At 38.3% G+C, this 16,975-nt stretch carries 17 protein-coding genes; 6 read left to right on the top strand and 11 right to left on the bottom strand.

The features are described from left to right. Positions 1–12: 12 nt before the first annotated feature. On the bottom strand, positions 13–573 hold the full coding sequence (locus MKL51_RS14185; protein WP_005064539.1) for a flavodoxin family protein: 561 nt from the start codon (positions 571–573) through the stop codon (positions 13–15). 117 nt (positions 574–690) lie between these two features. Between MKL51_RS14185 and MKL51_RS14190 the strand changes: the two genes are divergently transcribed. Then, on the top strand, positions 691–1,071 hold the full coding sequence (locus tag MKL51_RS14190; protein WP_002116344.1) for a winged helix-turn-helix transcriptional regulator: 381 nt from the start codon (positions 691–693) through the stop codon (positions 1,069–1,071). Positions 1,072–1,114: 43 nt separating this feature from the next. Here MKL51_RS14190 and MKL51_RS14195 read toward each other — a convergent pair whose 3' ends face one another. The 3 genes from MKL51_RS14195 to MKL51_RS14205 form a co-directional block, all read right to left on the bottom strand. Then, the gene (locus MKL51_RS14195) at positions 1,115–1,747 is read right to left on the bottom strand and encodes a hypothetical protein (RefSeq protein ID WP_078224265.1); all 633 of its coding nucleotides are present in this window, start codon (positions 1,745–1,747) and stop codon (positions 1,115–1,117) included. A 16-nt stretch (positions 1,748–1,763) separates the two neighbouring features. Beyond that, the gene (locus MKL51_RS14200) at positions 1,764–2,573 is read right to left on the bottom strand and encodes a DUF6502 family protein (protein ID WP_017400190.1); all 810 of its coding nucleotides are present in this window, start codon (positions 2,571–2,573) and stop codon (positions 1,764–1,766) included. Positions 2,574–2,658: 85 nt separating this feature from the next. Then, positions 2,659–3,849, bottom strand: a complete 1,191-nt coding sequence (locus MKL51_RS14205; RefSeq protein ID WP_017400191.1) for a cupin-like domain-containing protein — start codon at positions 3,847–3,849, stop codon at positions 2,659–2,661. Positions 3,850–3,950: 101 nt separating this feature from the next. Here MKL51_RS14205 and MKL51_RS14210 point away from each other — a divergent pair, with 101 nt between their 5' ends. Beyond that, positions 3,951–5,540 (top strand): PT dipeptide repeat lipoprotein, encoded by a 1,590-nt coding sequence (locus MKL51_RS14210; protein ID WP_032006543.1) that lies wholly within the window; start codon positions 3,951–3,953, stop codon positions 5,538–5,540. 60 nt (positions 5,541–5,600) lie between these two features. On the opposite strand, the gene MKL51_RS14215 is transcribed toward MKL51_RS14210, so the two are convergent. The 7 genes from MKL51_RS14215 to rplU form a co-directional block, all read right to left on the bottom strand. Beyond that, positions 5,601–6,074 carry a tRNA (cytidine(34)-2'-O)-methyltransferase gene (locus MKL51_RS14215; RefSeq protein ID WP_002116042.1) on the bottom strand — a complete coding sequence of 158 codons (474 nt, stop codon included), beginning with the start codon at positions 6,072–6,074 and terminating at the stop codon, positions 5,601–5,603. Positions 6,075–6,117: 43 nt separating this feature from the next. Then, positions 6,118–7,491 carry a siroheme synthase CysG gene (gene cysG, locus MKL51_RS14220; protein WP_032042404.1) on the bottom strand — a complete coding sequence of 458 codons (1,374 nt, stop codon included), beginning with the start codon at positions 7,489–7,491 and terminating at the stop codon, positions 6,118–6,120. A gap of 67 nt (positions 7,492–7,558) precedes the next feature. Further along, complete coding sequence (gene serS, locus MKL51_RS14225; RefSeq protein ID WP_032006541.1) at positions 7,559–8,830, bottom strand: serine--tRNA ligase; 1,272 nt, start codon at positions 8,828–8,830, stop codon at positions 7,559–7,561. 118 nt (positions 8,831–8,948) lie between these two features. Continuing rightward, positions 8,949–9,749, bottom strand: coding sequence for an RsiV family protein (locus MKL51_RS14230; RefSeq protein ID WP_032006540.1), 801 nt, complete (start codon positions 9,747–9,749; stop codon positions 8,949–8,951). Positions 9,750–9,865: 116 nt separating this feature from the next. Further along, positions 9,866–10,561: an outer membrane lipoprotein chaperone LolA gene (gene lolA / locus MKL51_RS14235; protein ID WP_004789378.1), complete on the bottom strand. Its 696-nt coding sequence runs from the start codon at positions 10,559–10,561 to the stop codon at positions 9,866–9,868. Between the two features lie 239 nt (positions 10,562–10,800). Next, positions 10,801–11,058, bottom strand: a complete 258-nt coding sequence (rpmA, locus tag MKL51_RS14240) for a 50S ribosomal protein L27 (protein ID WP_002116037.1) — start codon at positions 11,056–11,058, stop codon at positions 10,801–10,803. An 18-nt stretch (positions 11,059–11,076) separates the two neighbouring features. Continuing rightward, the gene (rplU, locus tag MKL51_RS14245; protein ID WP_000271409.1) at positions 11,077–11,388 is read right to left on the bottom strand and encodes a 50S ribosomal protein L21; all 312 of its coding nucleotides are present in this window, start codon (positions 11,386–11,388) and stop codon (positions 11,077–11,079) included. Positions 11,389–11,829: 441 nt separating this feature from the next. Here rplU and sdsA point away from each other — a divergent pair, with 441 nt between their 5' ends. From sdsA to adeI, 4 genes are all read left to right on the top strand, one after another. After that, positions 11,830–12,807: an All-trans-nonaprenyl-diphosphate synthase gene (sdsA, locus tag MKL51_RS14250; protein ID WP_032006539.1), complete on the top strand. Its 978-nt coding sequence runs from the start codon at positions 11,830–11,832 to the stop codon at positions 12,805–12,807. Positions 12,808–12,821: 14 nt separating this feature from the next. Further along, entirely contained in the window at positions 12,822–14,882 is a 2,061-nt protein-coding gene (locus MKL51_RS14255; RefSeq protein WP_032006537.1) for a site-specific recombinase, read from the top strand. A 183-nt stretch (positions 14,883–15,065) separates the two neighbouring features. Further along, a complete protein-coding gene (locus MKL51_RS14260) occupies positions 15,066–15,692 on the top strand; it encodes a phosphatase PAP2 family protein (RefSeq protein WP_032006536.1) in 627 nt (208 codons plus the stop codon). Positions 15,693–15,716: 24 nt separating this feature from the next. After that, on the top strand, positions 15,717–16,964 hold the full coding sequence (gene adeI / locus MKL51_RS14265; protein WP_002116482.1) for a multidrug efflux RND transporter periplasmic adaptor subunit AdeI: 1,248 nt from the start codon (positions 15,717–15,719) through the stop codon (positions 16,962–16,964). The last annotated feature ends 11 nt before the right edge of the window (positions 16,965–16,975 follow it).

Below are 16,975 nucleotides of genomic sequence, written 5' to 3' on the forward strand. Positions count from 1 at the left end.
TTTATGGTCAAATTAACCAAAAATTTTGTTCACAATATTTTGTACACGTTGAGCATAGAGTTTCGCTGTTTCAAGGTCTCCAGCAGGGACTTCCTCTACACTTGCATCAGAAGGTGATTGAACTAAAAGTCCAACTGAACCACCTAAGTTATTTACATCTTCACGTGTTGCATCTTTTGTATTCGCTGGTAATAAACCAAGGCTCACCCAAATTCCACCATGTTGCGATGCTAAAGTCTGTAATTGAATAAGCGTAACCTGCTTATCCCCATTTAAGCTCGCGCTGTTTGTAAAGCCTGCAAATACTTTATCTTGCCAACCACGTGTAAACCAAACTTTTGAAGTTGCATCAGCAAACTTTTTAAACTGCCATGGTGCTGTACCCATATAAGTCGGAGCACCAAAAACAATCCCCTTCGCATCATTTAATGTCTGCCAATCTTGCTCAGTAATATTACCTTCTTGATCAATTTGGATGAGCTGAGCATTAATTTCGTTTGCAAACGTTTCAGCCACTACTTTGGTATGGCCATAACCAGAGAAATATACAACCGCGATATTAGAGTTAGACATGGGAGCAAACCTTTGTTTTATTAAATTCCACTTTATGATATATTTTAGAAACTAGGTGTCAATTAGTTACTAACTGGTAACTATGGTAATTTTTTAAGAAATTAGTAGGTAAATAGTATGAATGAATGTCTAAAATATAATGTTTTTCAACAACATTGCCCTGCTCGTTTATTTTTTGAAAAAATTGCAGATAAGTGGGTTTTATTAATTTTAAATGTGCTTGAAGAGGAAACTCAGCACTTCAACTTGCTCAAAAAGAATATTCAAGGTATTTCGCCTAAAGTCTTATCACAGAAGTTAAAAATGCTGGAAAGAGATGGTTTTATTGAGCGTAAAATTCAGAATACGTCTCCTATTCGTGTTGATTACTCACTAACTTCACTGGGACAAAATGTCGCTTCAATGGCGTTCCAATTAAAGGAATGGGCCGAAACCAATATTGAACAGGTTTTAGCAGCCCAAATGACTTATGATGAAAAAGTGCTAGAGCAAGCTTAACTCATACTTCCTTTAAAATTTTATCGCTCATGAGTGGCTCAACTTAATTAATTTTAATCGGCTCAGGTGGTGCACTTATTTTAAATTGGATAGTTAAAGGTTCACATTGCTTTAACTCTTGATCATTCTTCAAATAGTTGCTTTCTAGACCATATTTCCAAGTACCATTCATGACGTCAAATGCTGGATAATTGACAATAAAAGTTTTGGTTTCACCTGGCAGATATTCGTAAGTTTGAGTCTCTTTACACTCATTTTCTGGATAAGAGCGCTTCATGTTTCCAAGTAAATAGAGTTCTAAAGGTACATAACATGCAGGTTGTTTTTCTTGTATTTTCTCTAATCCCTTATTAGTTTGAGTAATCTGCAAAGCCAGAGTACCGTTTAGAGTTAACTGCTGTGCATATTTAAAAACAGTTTCTTTTTCTATGGGTTCCCGCGTTACATTATTGAGAAACTGTAGTTTGCGATGTAAGCCATTACAGCCATCTTCAACGGGTGCAGGCAACCAAATTTCATTATCTTTTGAGTCGCCTTTCTCTCCATCGGCCGGTGTTTCAAAATCACCCGGTTTACCAGGTTTAGTCGGATATCCTGATCCCCCTAAACTTGCACCACCTGCGAATAAATCCTCTCCACAAGCGGTTAAAAGACCACCTGTCAAAATGAAGCTCATGGATATTATTAATTTTTTATAAGTTGTTTTCGTCATATTGATAAGCTCCGAAACGGAAAGTTTTTGTTGCACCCTCTTTTCCTTCATCGAGTGCACAACGTTCAATAGCTAATTTAAGTACTTGTAGTGATAAATCTTCCCATAAACGTAAACTTGCTTCTTTAAGTATAGTGATCGATTCATCTGTTAGTTCATCAGCAAAAATTGCTTGTTCTAAATAGGGTTCTTTTTCGGGCTGAAATAAATTATGAACTCCTGCAGCTAAATGTGCTTCTAAGTTATTTGTTAATAATTTTCGAACCTCGAATTGCTCAACATCAGGCATAAAACTACGCTGCTGCAACATCACAAGGCCATCTTCTTCTTTCACAATATTTAGGCGTTCGAGTTCATTCAAAATAGATCTTGGATGCTTTTCAGTTGAGAATTTCTTTACTAAATTTTCAAAACTAACCTGATCATTACTTACAAATGGAATTTTTTCTGCCAATCCCTCTGCAAGCCACAAACCAATCACCCGAGCAGGAACACTTACTGGCTCTGCTACTTTGGCCTCTGTTAAAGGCTGTCCAGCCTGCATTGCCTTTTTAAATGCATTTACGTCTTTGCGATGTAACCCTGAAAGTAAACTGACTGCTGAATCAGTTGGCTTTTGCTCTATACGCTCTAGCTCACTTAAAGCCTGTTGATAGAAAACAGGTTTTAAAGCAGTTACAAAGTCGTTATATCCCACTCCTGAACGAATTAACCATTGCGTCAGGTATTCCATTAACATTAATACCTGCTTTTGATTAAGTTCTGCATTGTTCGTTTGGAGTGTGGTCATAGAGTAACAATTTTCCTTCATATTTGAAAAACAGTATGGGCCGAGCAATTGTCACACTGAACGGTTTAAGATGCAATTTTCATTCTTAGACCTCTTTGGGAAACCGATCTACATAATGATTTGGTGCATTAAAATGGGTAAAAGAAATACTAATTGAGACATCCAAACTTTCTACGCTATGCCACCAACCAATCGGGATGAATAGAGCTTCCCCTGCATTCAAAATACATTCAACAGGAGTAATTGATTTTGCTAAAGGATATTTTTCAAAATCAATTTTATTTGTATCACTCAACTCACTAAATACCCAATGATCGTTATATAGATGAGGAACTTGCAATGCAGGAATTAAAGTTACTTTTTTGCTCCCATAAATTTGAACTAACATATTATTCGTTAAATCATGATGTAAAGGTGTAAATGTTCCTTTAGGTCCAAACCATAAAAAACTACGGTCATCCTTTAAAGCCAAATCACAGTAACCATCTGCAAAATCATCTATATCTGAAAATAATTCTTGAAGCATCTGATGACTATTTGATGCATTATTTGCAGTCATATAAAAATCGTTACTAGCATCAACTGACATAACTTTTGATACAAACTCTGCCATCTTCATTTTTTGTTTTAATGATGGAGAATGTCTTTCAAACTGTTCATCTAAATTTCTATTCATCTGAACCTCAACTAAATGATGGCCAAATTTAGAAGCAAAATATTGCGGAGACCATTTGTGCAAAGCTGGCCAATGTTCTATTCCTTTTTTTAAAATCACAGGGCGATGTTGACTATAGTAATCCTTTATAAAACCAGAGAACCGTGGAGCAGTAATTGAAGGAATTTCTTTACTATAGTCAGAGTTTAGCTGTGCTAATTGATCTACAGTTTCTATTAACCATTCACGTTTTTTAAGTTGATGATGCTTTTTCTTCAAAATTTTATATAACTTATTATTTTCTAAATTATTTAAATATTCTTTTACTTTTAAACCATCATGCCCCTGCTCTATTAATATTTTTATAATTTCCGAAGACGTTACCTCATTTAAAACTTGTTCAATTATCCACTCTTGATCATGATCCAATAAAGTCTGAAATTTCAAATCATTCATTTCAAACTTTGGTTCAAATCCATTTGCTTTTAATACATCGACTAATTGTTCAACTCCACACCCTTTTTCTAAGTTTTCTTCAAGCCAGTTTTTCCACTCTAATGGCAACTGGTCAAACCATTTTTGGCTTTGTTCGAATATTTCAATTTGATTATAAGCTGCCATGTTGAACCTTTTTTCAAATTTGATCTTTACAACTGCATTATAATTGATCTATTTTAAAAATGTTAAATTTTCACATTTTTAATAAAAAAAGGGTTCATGTGATGAATAACATACTAAAAGGAAGCAGCATTGCTTTGATTTTTATAGCTTTAAGTGGTTGCGGATCTGATGATAACGATTCGGAACCGACACCGACACCGACACCGACACCGACACCAACACCGACACCAACACCAACACCAACACCAACACCAACACCAACACCAACACCAACACCAACACCAACACCAACACCAACACCAACACCAACACCAACACCAACAAGTGTAGCGGATCGCTTTGTTGGAAGTTGGTTAGCAGGCAAAGGAGGTTGTATTAACGGTTCTGCTCTAAAAATGAATGTCATTAAGGTTTCTGATAACAGCGTGCGATTTGCCAGTGAAACAGTACGTTATGAGAATGAATCGAACTGTACAGGTAACATTGTTGCAAGTTACCGCCAAGCTGAAGATTTTAGTCTGGTTTCAAATATTGGAGCACCTCAGACAGTACAAACCTCAAGCTATAACAAAGTAGATTGGCAGCTTGTAGTAGCAGGAAAGCTAACGCAGAAACAGCCAGCTATTTTAGGGTTTAAAAATGCAAACCAATTCTGTCTAGTTCCTACAGATGAACCAAATGCGATACATAATTATTTGCAGCAAGCAAACTTTGATCTCACAAATACCTGCTTCACAAAAACAACTCCACCAGCAAGCATGCAAAAGCCAACTCAAGTATTGGCAACAGCAAGTTTTAGACTAGGAGATAATAAGGAATCTTGGGCAGACGTATTAAGTCAACTTAATGATCAAGGACGCCAAGGCTACGCTCTTCTCACGCCATCTGTAAGATTAGATAATCCGGATGGAAGCTTTGCGCTGTATAAAAATTTATATGTTAAAAACAATAAATCCACTGACACATACACCTATAAAACAGTTGATGTTAAAACTAATTCAGTAGCAAACCGTTATTTACTATGGGTGAATGAGTTAAATAAACAAGGTAGCTTAGGCTATATATATAAGCTTTCATTTGGCGAGGTTACATCTGATACAGATAAATATTTATTTGTGAAAAATGATAAGAAACCTGCAACCTATTCGTATTCTAATCGCTTCTTAACCAACACTTCTCGCACAAGTATTCTAAATGCCTTCAATGAACTTGGTGCACAAGGTTGTAAGCTAATTTACGCAAACTCAGAATTCACTAATAATGGCACAACGAATGGAACCTTCTATGTACCTACTTGCGTAAATAGCAGTACCCATAACGGAACCTATGCATATCGTTATTTTGAAGTTCCACAACATATTCCTTTCAACAAGGATGATGCAATTAAACTTGAAAAACTTCTTAAAGAACAGGCAGCTGAAGGTTACAGATTAGTCGACGCGAACAATAACCTAGGCTTCTTTAATATTGATGGTTATCTATTTGAGCGCGACAGTGAAAATACAGGACCTATTGAATATAAAGTATTTATTGAAGATGCTGCATCCGAAACAGATGAGCCTTATATTTTTGAAAATCGGATTCAAGACCAAGGTACATTAGGCTGGTTCTTTGCAGTTCGACTTGGATCGGTCTATACCAACTCACCAACAAATTATGATTTAGCAAGTGGTGTTGTTTTCCCCAAATAAGACATCTAAAAACAAATAAGGCCACAACTGTGGCCTTATTTTTATTTAAAAACTATTAACTTATCCTAAGTTTTTAAAACCCTGCTGACGCCATGCTTCATAAACAATCACAGCCGTTGCATTAGATAAATTTAAACTTCTTGAGTTTTCAGCCATTGGCAAACGAATCCACTGTTCTTGTGGAAACATCAAGCGAACATGCTCAGGCAAACCGCGTGTTTCTGGTCCCATCAGTAAAGCCACAGGTCGATTCAAATCAACTGTATGCGGAGTTGCAGAACCTTTAGTGGTGAGTGGAAAAACATGCTCGACACCTTTAGCTTTCAAGTCGGCAAGGCAAAGTTCTATGTTGTCCCAAATTTGCATACGTGCCCATTCATGATAATCAAGGCCTGCCCGTTTGAGCTTTTTATCATCCAATTCAAAACCTAAAGGCTTGACTAAATGTAGCTGTGCACCAGTATTAGCACATAAACGAATGATATTGCCTGTATTGGCAGGAATTTCAGGCTCGTATAGGACAACATGAATCACAAATTTTCTCGACTTTAATAACCAGCAATAAACTCAAATGAACTTATTGCCATTTTAACTGTTCACGTAAATTCACCACTTCACCAATAATGGTTAAAGTCGGTGCTACGATATGATGTTCAGACACTTTTGTTGCGATATCAGCTAATGTTCCAACCACAACTTTCTGGTCTGGTGTGGTTCCTTTAGAGATTAAAGCTACCGGCATATCAGCACGTTGGCCATGAGCAATAAGTTGTTCACAAATACGCTCCAAACCAACTAGCCCCATATATAAAACTAAAGTTTGATTTTCATAAACTAGCTCATTCCAAGGAAGTTCAGGTGAACCTTCCTTTAAATGCCCAGTCAAGAAACGAACACTTTGTGCATAATCACGATGTGTTAATGGAATGCCCGCATAAGCTGAACAGCCTGATGCTGCTGTTATACCTGGTACAACTTGGAAAGTGACATTCGCCTCAACGAGCTCTTGAATCTCTTCACCACCACGTCCAAAGATAAATGGATCACCACCCTTTAAACGACAAACACGCTTTCCTTTTTGAGCATATTCAACCAGTAAAGCATTAATACCATCTTGGGGAACGGAGTGATTTGAACGGGCTTTACCGACATAAATTTTAGTCGCATCACGACGGCAAAGCTCTAAAATGGGCGCAGAAACAAGACGATCATAAATCACAACATCAGCTTGCTGCATAAGACGTAATGCTTTTAGTGTCAGTAACTCCGGATCACCCGGTCCAGCGCCTACCAAATAAACTTCACCTTTAGGTGCAGTCCATTCTGTTAAGGCTTGCTGAATCAAACCATTTGCAACTTCTAAATTGTCATTGAAAACTTGTTCTTTCAATGGGCTAGCATAGAGGTTTTCCCAAAAAATCCGACGCTCATCTGGATTGGGAATTTTTTCTTTTACCTGCTTACGCCACTGACCAGAAAACTCAGCCAACTTACCCATGCCATGCGGAACAATTGTTTCTATTTGAGTACGAAGTTGTCTTGATAAAACTGGTGATGCACCATTTGAAGCGACAGAAATAATTAACGGAGAACGATCAATAATAGCTGGAACCATAAAGCGACAATGTGGAATATCATCAACACTATTGACCAATAAATTACGCGCTTCACATTGTTCAAAAACAGCTTTATTCACTTGCGCATCATTAGTTGCAGCAATCACCAATCGATATGGTGTATTTAATATTTTTTCAGCAAAGGACTCGGCAAAATACTCTCCGCCTGTCGTTTTGACTAAATGTAAAAGCTGCTCTTCAATTGCAGGAGCAATAATATCGATTACTGCTCCCGCTTTGGCTAAAAGATTTGCTTTGCGCAATGCAATATGCCCACCACCCACAATCAGACAATGTTGCTGTTGCAACTTTAAAGAGATTGGAAAAATATCCACCTTAAACCTCTACATTAATCATCTGATTTGGGTTAAGCAAAAACCGTGCACAATTTAGATGCAAAGCTTAGTCAATAAACGTTGCACCACCCATATATGGGCGTAATACTTCTGGAATCTCGATAGAACCGTCTTGACGTTGGTAATTTTCCATTACAGCAAGCAAAGTACGTCCAACTGCCAGACCTGAACCATTTAGTGTATGCACCAATTCGGTCTTCTTTTGATCCATTCTGTAGCGTGCTTTCATGCGGCGTGCCTGGAAATCACCCATATTAGAGCAACTAGAGATTTCCCGATAAGTATTTTGGCTTGGAACCCAAACTTCTAAGTCGTAAGTTTTGGTAGCACCAAAGCCCATATCCCCACCACAGAGCAAAATTTTGCGATATGGCAAACCTAGTGCCTGCAAAATGCCCTCAGCATGTGCAGTAAGCTCTTCAAGTGCTTGCATAGATGTTTCAGGTTTAACGATTTGCACCATCTCAACTTTATCAAATTGATGCTGACGAATTAAACCACGGGTATCACGACCATAAGAACCAGCTTCACTACGGAAACATGGCGTATGCGCTGCATATTTTAAAGGCAAACGTTCGGTATCAATAATCTCATCGCGAACGAAGTTAGTAACTGGAACTTCTGCTGTAGGGATGAGGTAATATTCTTTTTCACCTTGAAGTTTGAATAAATCTTCTTCAAATTTTGGCAACTGACCTGTACCACGAAGTGAATCAGCATTTACCAAATAAGGCACGTAAGCTTCTGTATAGCCATTCTTTAAAGTATGGGTATCAAGCATGAACTGTGTTAACGCACGTTGTAGACGCGCTAAAGAACCTTTCAGTACGCTAAAACGTGAACCAGTCAATTTAGTAGCAGTTTCAAACTCTAAACCACCCATCCACTCACCTAAGTCAGTATGATCTTTGATTTCAAAATCAAACTGACGAGGCGTACCCCATTTTGAGATTTCAACGTTATCATCTTCATCTTTACCAGCAGGAACAGACTCATCTGGTAAGTTAGGAATACTCAACGCTTTTTGTTCAATCTCGTTTTGTAACTCTGACAAAGCAACTTCAGCAGCTTTGATTTCGTCGCCAATGGCTTGCATACGCGCCATGATCTCAGAAGCATCACCACCGGATTTTTTAATCTGACCCACTTGTTTTGCACCGGCATTACGTTCTGCCTGCAATTTTTCAGTTTTTGATTGCAAATCTTTACGGCGAGTTTCTAAAGAAGCCCATTCTTGAACATCTAATTGAACACCGCGTTTTGCCAAAGCCGCATTAACGGCTTCAATATTATTTCTGAGTAACTTAGGGTCGATCATAATCAATCATAATATGGGTAAAAAACTGGCTATAGTGTAAGGCCTTAACACTAAAAAATATAGTGATCATATTCATAACGAATAGCTTTCACACAATTCTTAGAATAGATCACTTATTTTAAAAGTTATAGTTTGGCACACTTGGCAAATACTCAGGTTTAATGAACTTACCCGCTTCAAAATATGGCAGCGTTAATTCAGACATTCCCTCTGCATATGAAGCCAGCTCATAAATTGGATAGACAAATACAATGCCATTAGCACCATAGTAGAAATTATCGCTTAGCTGAAGTTTTTCACGGCTAATATTGTGTGCTTGAAGCCAATTTGTATTTGCTTCAAAAAGAGCATCAACCAACTGTTTTTCAACATCTGGCTGAATAAGTTCAGCAACAGTAATGTGCTTTTTATTTAATAAGTCAAAATTTACAAATTCTTGATGAGACATGCCGTGTGCAGCACCAGCTGAGTACGAATAAGTCTGTAATGCAAAGGTGGCAAGATTATAGTTTTGCCCTAAATAGCGAACATAAATTGCACTCTGACTTGAACTTGGTTCACCTTCAGGTACTTCAACTGGTTGATCGGCTAAATTTGCAAAAGCATTCGGATCTGCTTTCTTTATACGATTGGTGAAGTAATCATTAATCCATTTTTGATTGGTCTGTACTGTTTGAAAATCATACTCAGTACAACCATCTTCTAAGCAAACTTTTGATTTTGACAATTTTACTGGGATTACTTTTGCTTGAATTACAGGAACACCAGCCTCTTTCGTTTCTTTAACTTTTGCAGTCGAAGCAGCCTGCTCTTCTTTGGCTGCTGACTTTGGTTGACAACCAGTCACAATTGCCATTGCAGCCATTAATGGAAGAATACAAATAATTTTCTTATCGTAAAGTCGCATAATAATCCCCATGAATTTACCTCTAACACTATACAAAGCGTAAGAATAAGACGGGGTTAAAAAATGTATCTGTCTCTCTTATATAAAAAAAGCTACCTTTTACGGTAGCTTTTTTGAAGAGGCTTTAATTATTGGTCAATAACATCTGTACCTTTTGGCGGCGTAAAGTTAAAGACTGATGCCGGAATTGAAGCATTTACTTTAACATTCTTAAAGCGTACATAGGTGGTTTGACCTAATGAGTCTTGTAATACCATAAGTGTAGGCGCTTTATTTGCTCCGAAGCTAATTGTTAAGCTTTGGAATGCCCCATCTTCTTTTTTAGGGAATAAGGTGAAATAAAGTTTAGATTTATCGGGTTGTGTTACACGATAAGACTTCATGATTTGGTTGGTATTACCAGAGAGTAATAATGCTGGTGTATCTGCAACCTGATCATCTAAGCTTTGGCGGACCGCTTGTTGTAAATCCGGATCATAGATCCAAACTGTTTTTCCACTCGTTACAATAGTTTGTTTAGCAGGACTTACTGTTTCCCAATAAAATTTCCCCGGACGCTCAACTTTCATTGAGCCTTTAAATGTCTGGTTCATATGCTGTGCACTTAAACTCTTTTTCTGTGCCACAGTTTTTGTATTGGCTTTAGTTGTTTGTTCAAAGTCGGCAGTCAAACGCTGTAAACCTGATAACTGATTAACCAGGTTCCCAATTGCCTGTTGCTCCGGTGCTGCTACAGGCGCAGCAAACACTGTAGTACTCATTACAGGAGCAAGCACTGACGCGCTAAGTGTAATAGCACACATAGTTTTACGAAGCATATTCATGTCATCACCTTTTTAGTTGCTGTAAGACAACTTACTCTCTTTCATAGTTATGAAACTGAGTAAGCTCTTAATTCAAGACTCATATTAACCGACAAACTCTGTGCTAATCATTGAGAAAATAAGATATTTTGTTATGTTATTCATGTTGTTTGTAGAATTTCATTCATCATGATGAAGATGAATAAAAATAAATGCCATAAAAAAAGCCCACAAAATGTGGGCTTTTTTCGAGCTAAAACTTATACAGTTTCAACTTTTACGTAGCGACGGCCAAATTGACCTTTCACTTCGAATTTTACTACGCCGTCAGCAGTAGCAAATAAAGTATGGTCACGGCCCATACCAACATTTGCACCAGCGTGGAACTCTGTACCACGTTGACGAACGATGATGTTACCAGCAGTTACAGCTTGACCGCCGTAAACTTTAACACCTAACATTTTTGGGTTTGAATCACGACCGTTCTTCGTCGATCCACCGGCTTTTTTAGTTGCCATGTCTCTTACTCCTCGTGATTAGCCTGAAATACCAGTAATTTTCAACTCAGTGAACCATTGACGGTGACCTTGTTGTTTACGGTAGTGTTTACGACGACGCATTTTGATGATGCGGATTTTGTCGTGACGACCATGACCAATCACTTCTGCAGTTACTTTAGCGCCAGCTACAACTGGAGCACCGATTTGAATGTTGTCACCGTTTACAACCATTAATACATCATCAAATGTAATAGTCGCACCAGATTCAGCTTTCAATAATTCAACTTTAAGGGTTTCGCCCTCAACTACACGGTGCTGTTTACCACCGCTTTGGATTACTGCGTACATAATGTACTCCAATCAGCCCGTGTCGTCGTGTCGATAAAGGGATATATCGATCTTAAAACGATCGCCACTGGGGTTATACAAGGCGACAGATTTTAAGTGAAATTTGATCAAACGACAAGTATTTTCTATCTATCAGTAAAGCATGATCCCCTATTCTTACAAAATCAAACAGCTTGGACTGGAATTTAGCAGTTTTCATTGATTCTGAATGAAAATTAAAATACAGTTCCAAACACAAATTGCGTCAAGAACAAGTTGTATTAATGCTGATGTCATTAAATTTATTGTTTTGCCGAAAACATCGTATTTTGCTTAAATAAAGAACAAAAAACGCTTAAAAACAATAGAAATGATTAATATCAGCCACTTGTTAACCTGTGCAACACATCTTTAATTGATACACTAACGCCACTTATCTACCAATACGGGGTTTTTCTTCATATGGTCATCGATTTCAAGCAAGACATTCTTGCGCCTGTTGCTTCAGACTTCGCTGCGATGGATCACTTGATTAATGAAGGAATTAGCTCAAAAGTCGGTTTAGTCATGTCTGTCAGCAAACACGTCGTTGAAGCTGGCGGAAAGCGTATGCGTCCAATCATGTGTTTGCTTGCAGCACGTGCTTGTGGTTTAGATAACATGGCAAATGCACAGCGTTTAGCTGCAATCATTGAAATGTTACATACCGCGACACTGGTCCATGATGATGTGGTAGATGAATCTGGCCTTCGTCGTGGTCGCCCTACAGCAAATGCTACATGGAACAATCAGACAGCTGTTTTAGTCGGTGACTTCCTGATCGCCCGTGCTTTCGATTTACTGGTCGATTTAAACAAAATGACTTTATTGAAAGACTTTTCAACAGGTACATGTGAAATTGCTGAAGGTGAAGTATTACAACTTCAATCACAGCATCAACCAGATACAACTGAAGAAACTTATTTAAAAATTATTCATGGTAAAACGTCTCGCCTGTTTGAGCTGGCTACAGAAGGTGCTGCTATTTTGGCGGGGCAAGAAGCGTATCGTGAGCCATTAAGATTGTTTGCCGGTCATTTTGGTAATGCATTCCAAATTATTGATGATATTTTAGACTACACCTCTGATGCTGAAACATTAGGTAAAAATATTGGTGATGATTTAATGGAAGGTAAGCCAACTTTACCGTTAATTTCTGCATTAGCACGCTCAACAGGTGAAGAGCATGCGATTATTCGTCGCAGTATCGCAACCGGTGGAGTAGACCAACTATCTCAGGTCATCGAAATTGTACAGAAGTCTGGTGCTTTAGATTATTGCAACCAACGTGCCCAAGAAGAAACAGAAGCAGCACTGCAAGCTTTATCAAACCTACCCGATACACCGTATCGTCAGGCTTTGATTAACTTAACTCAGCTTGCGTTACATCGAATACAATAGATATTATTTTGCCTATGCATATAAATTTTTCAGATCTTTTTTTAAAAATAGAGAAGCAGCTTGAGGATCCTCAAGCTGTCATTGATGAAAATCTACTGATTGAACTCGTCAATGTCATCCGACCATCCAACCCACAAGATACGGATGAAATTAAGAAAAAAATACAGGCTTTTATTGAAAGTCTTTTGCGCACACCTACAGCGCCCTTCTTACTACAAACTTTTTTATTACGTTTAATTAATCGCTATAAGCAAGTTAGTTTATATGCTGATAGTGGAATTTTGTCTTTAGATGGTTTCTGGAACCAGCTTGGGCAAAGACTCGGAGCACATTTTTTACCTTTAATAGAAGATGCGAGCCAACTCAAAATATTAATTGGAAAAATTTTCTATTTAGAAAGTGACAAAATCTGGCTCAATAATATTGATGATGAAGATTGGGCAAATTTATTTAGTCTTATTGGGCAAAGCCAAAGTAATGTCGATGAGAAGTTAGTCATTCAAAGTGAAATGATTAAAGCCATTACAGTCTTATCTTATCGAATTAGTGGAATTGGTCTTTATCCCGAATTTATTAACGCTCAGCCAGAATTAACAGAATATGAGTCGCCGTTTTTAGTTCAGAACCGTGAAATTATTGAGTTTATTGAAAAGTATAAAAAACAAGAAATTTCTGAACATGAAATTGCAGTTATTTCCCCGCCCGATGCATCACAAGCATTTGTTATGTTGGAACAGTGCCGAGATGTCGTTTTAAAGATTCGTCGTGCGACCAAAAGAATTGGTGTCAGCTTAAGTTTGACTTACTTACTGTCATTACTTGAGCAATGTCTTGATCGAATTGAGTTATTACTTTATCTGGTCGTAGATAACACTAAAGGAAAATATGTTTCTTTAGGACATCTGATTTCCGATTTAACCAAGGCACATTACAGCGAAAAAAGTGTTCGCTCATTACTCAGTACGACTAGTGAACTCATTGCCTTTCAAGTTACAGAAAATGCCAGCCGAACAGGTGAACATTACGTAAGTACGGATACCAAAGGCTTTTGGGGAATGTATAAAGCTGCCGCTGGTGCAGGTGTCATTATTGCCTTTATGGCATCTTTAAAAATTCTTGCTGCAAGAATGACAATGGCCCCGCTCATGCAAGCTTTTACTTTCAGTATGAATTATTCCCTAGGTTTCATTCTGATTCATGTTCTGCATTTTACAGTTGCGACTAAGCAGCCCGCTATGACGGCGGCGGCTCTTGCTGCAACAGTACAGCAACGTAAAGGCTCTAAAACGGCTCAAATTGCAGAGTTAGCGGCGCTTATTATTAATATTATCCGAACGCAATTTATTGCTATTTTGGGCAATATTTCAATTGCGATTCCTACTGCGGCACTCATCACTTTTGCATGGCAATTTTATCTTGATGAACCGTTATTAACCCATACTAAAGCCACTTATCTTCTACACAGTCTAAATCCATTCACTTCACTAGCAGTTCCACATGCAGCAATTGCTGGAGTCTGTTTGTTTTTGTCAGGTCTCATTGCAGGATACTTTGACAACATGGCTGTTTACCGAAAAGTCGGCCCGCGCCTAAGAGCACATCGCCGTTTAGCTAGCTGGTTTGGGCAAGATCGCCTTAACCGTTTTGCTGAATATATTGAACGTAATTTAGGTGCGTTAGCCGGTAACTTCTTATTCGGTATTATGCTAGGAAGTATGGGGACCATAGGCTTTATCCTAGGTCTACCTTTAGATATTCGCCATATTGCCTTTGCATCCGCTAACTTTATTCAAGGTTTAATGACTATTAACGGCAGCCCAGATATCGGACTGATTATCGTGTCCTTTCTTGGTGTACTATGCATTGGTCTCACTAACTTATTTGTGAGTTTCACCTTAACGATTATTGTGGCATTACGAGCGCGTCGAGTCCGCTTTGAACAATGGAAACCTTTAGCCAAATTGGTCATGACCCATTTTTTAACTCGCCCAAGCGATTTTTTCTGGCCACCAAAACAACCATTAGAACTTGAAGAAAACACCTCAACAAATAACGGGAAAAAAGCAGACCACTAAGAATTTTGCTTTGTACACAAAATGTGATTTTCGTCAATTTTGTTGTGATTGTTTTTCCAAATGTTAAAAAATTTTCAAAATGAATTTACGATGATCTATCAGGCTTGAAAAAAAGTGTACTGGCAAGTACACTTTTAACGGCTTTCAGTAGTAGACACTGCTTGAACAAGCAAAGGTATATACATGCCCTATTTATTGCTTTTTATTGGTTGTATTTTTTTAGGATTAGGTGTTCTTGGTCTTTTTGTACCAAGACTTCAATCTTTGGATCTTCTCACCGTTCAAATATTGAGTGAAAATCGATCAGATTATCTTAACTCTATTACGACCTTTCTAGCACGTGTAGGTGGTATGCCTTTTGTATGTTTTTTATCCTTATTGGTGTGTATATATCAAGCATGGTATAAAAAATATATTACTGTTATTTTCATTAGCGTGGGTGTTCTTGGCAGTATCATCACGGGTTGGCTGCTCAAGTGGTGTGTTGACCGTCCAAGACCTCCACAGGCATATCATATTGTCGAAAGTTATGGTGCATCGTTCCCAAGTGCACATAGTGTTTATGCATCAACACTGGCTTGTATGGCAATCATAATGTTATGCCATAAGCCCAACACTAACTCTCCTTATATCATTTTGATTTCCTGTCTTTGGTTTATCTGCATGGGGCTTTCAAGAATATATGCTGGAGTTCATTTTCCAACAGATGTACTCGCCGGTTGGGGCATAGGTTTTATTTGGATTGCACTGCTTTGGCTCTGGTTATTACAAACACAAAGTAGGTTAAGTAGAAAACAAATATATTTTTAGATTTTATCTAAACGAGGTGGAACAATGATGTCGGCTAAGCTTTGGGCTCCTGCCCTTACTGCTTGCGCATTAGCAACAAGTATCGCACTTGTTGGTTGTAGCAAAGGCTCCGATGAGAAACAGCAAGCTGCTGCTGCTCAGAAAATGCCGCCTGCAGAAGTAGGTGTTATTGTTGCTCAACCACAAAGTGTTGAACAAAGCGTTGAACTCTCCGGCCGTACTTCAGCATATCAAATTTCTGAAGTTCGCCCTCAAACAAGTGGTGTGATTTTAAAACGCTTGTTTGCTGAAGGAAGTTACGTTCGTGAAGGACAGGCTCTATATGAACTGGATTCTCGAACTAACCGTGCAACGCTTGAAAATGCAAAGGCTACCCTTTTACAACAACAGGCAAATCTAGCTTCACTACGTACTAAGTTAAACCGTTATAAGCAACTTGTTTCAAGTAACGCTGTATCTAAACAAGAATATGACGACTTACTTGGTCAGGTTAATGTTGCCGAAGCACAAGTTTCTGCTGCAAAAGCGCAAGTAACGAATGCAAATGTAGATCTTGGCTACTCTACAATTCGCTCACCAATTTCTGGTCAGTCTGGACGTTCTTCTGTAACAGCTGGTGCTTTAGTGACTGCCAACCAAACTGATCCGTTAGTGACGATTCAACAGTTAGACCCAATCTATGTTGACATTAACCAGTCTAGTGCCGAGTTATTACGTTTACGTCAACAACTTAGCAAAGGTAGTTTGAACAATAGTAACAACACGAAAGTGAAATTGAAGCTCGAAGATGGTTCAACCTATCCAATCGAAGGACAACTTGCTTTCTCTGATGCTTCTGTAAATCAGGATACAGGAACGATTACTTTACGTGCCGTATTCTCGAACCCGAATCATCTGTTACTTCCAGGCATGTATACCACTGCACAGATTGTTCAAGGTGTAGTTCCTAATGCTTACCTGATTCCTCAAGCTGCAATTACACGTTTACCTACAGGTCAAGCTGTAGCAATGCTTGTTAATGCCAAAGGTGCTGTTGAGAGTCGTCCTGTTGAAACCTCTGGTGTTCAAGGACAAAACTGGATTGTAACTAACGGTCTTAAAGCTGGTGATAAAGTGATTGTTGACGGTGTTGCCAAAGTTAAAGAAGGGCAAGAAGTTTCAGCAAAACCTTACCAAGCTCAACCAGCGAATCCACAAGGTGCAGCTCCAAATGCGACAAAACCGGCTCAATCAGGTAAACCTCAAGCAGAACAGAAAGCATCTAATGCATAAGGGGTAGATTG

The sequence above is a fragment of the Acinetobacter sp. AOR18_HL genome (genome assembly GCF_027855145.1).
Lineage (GTDB): Bacteria > Pseudomonadota > Gammaproteobacteria > Pseudomonadales > Moraxellaceae > Acinetobacter > Acinetobacter pittii.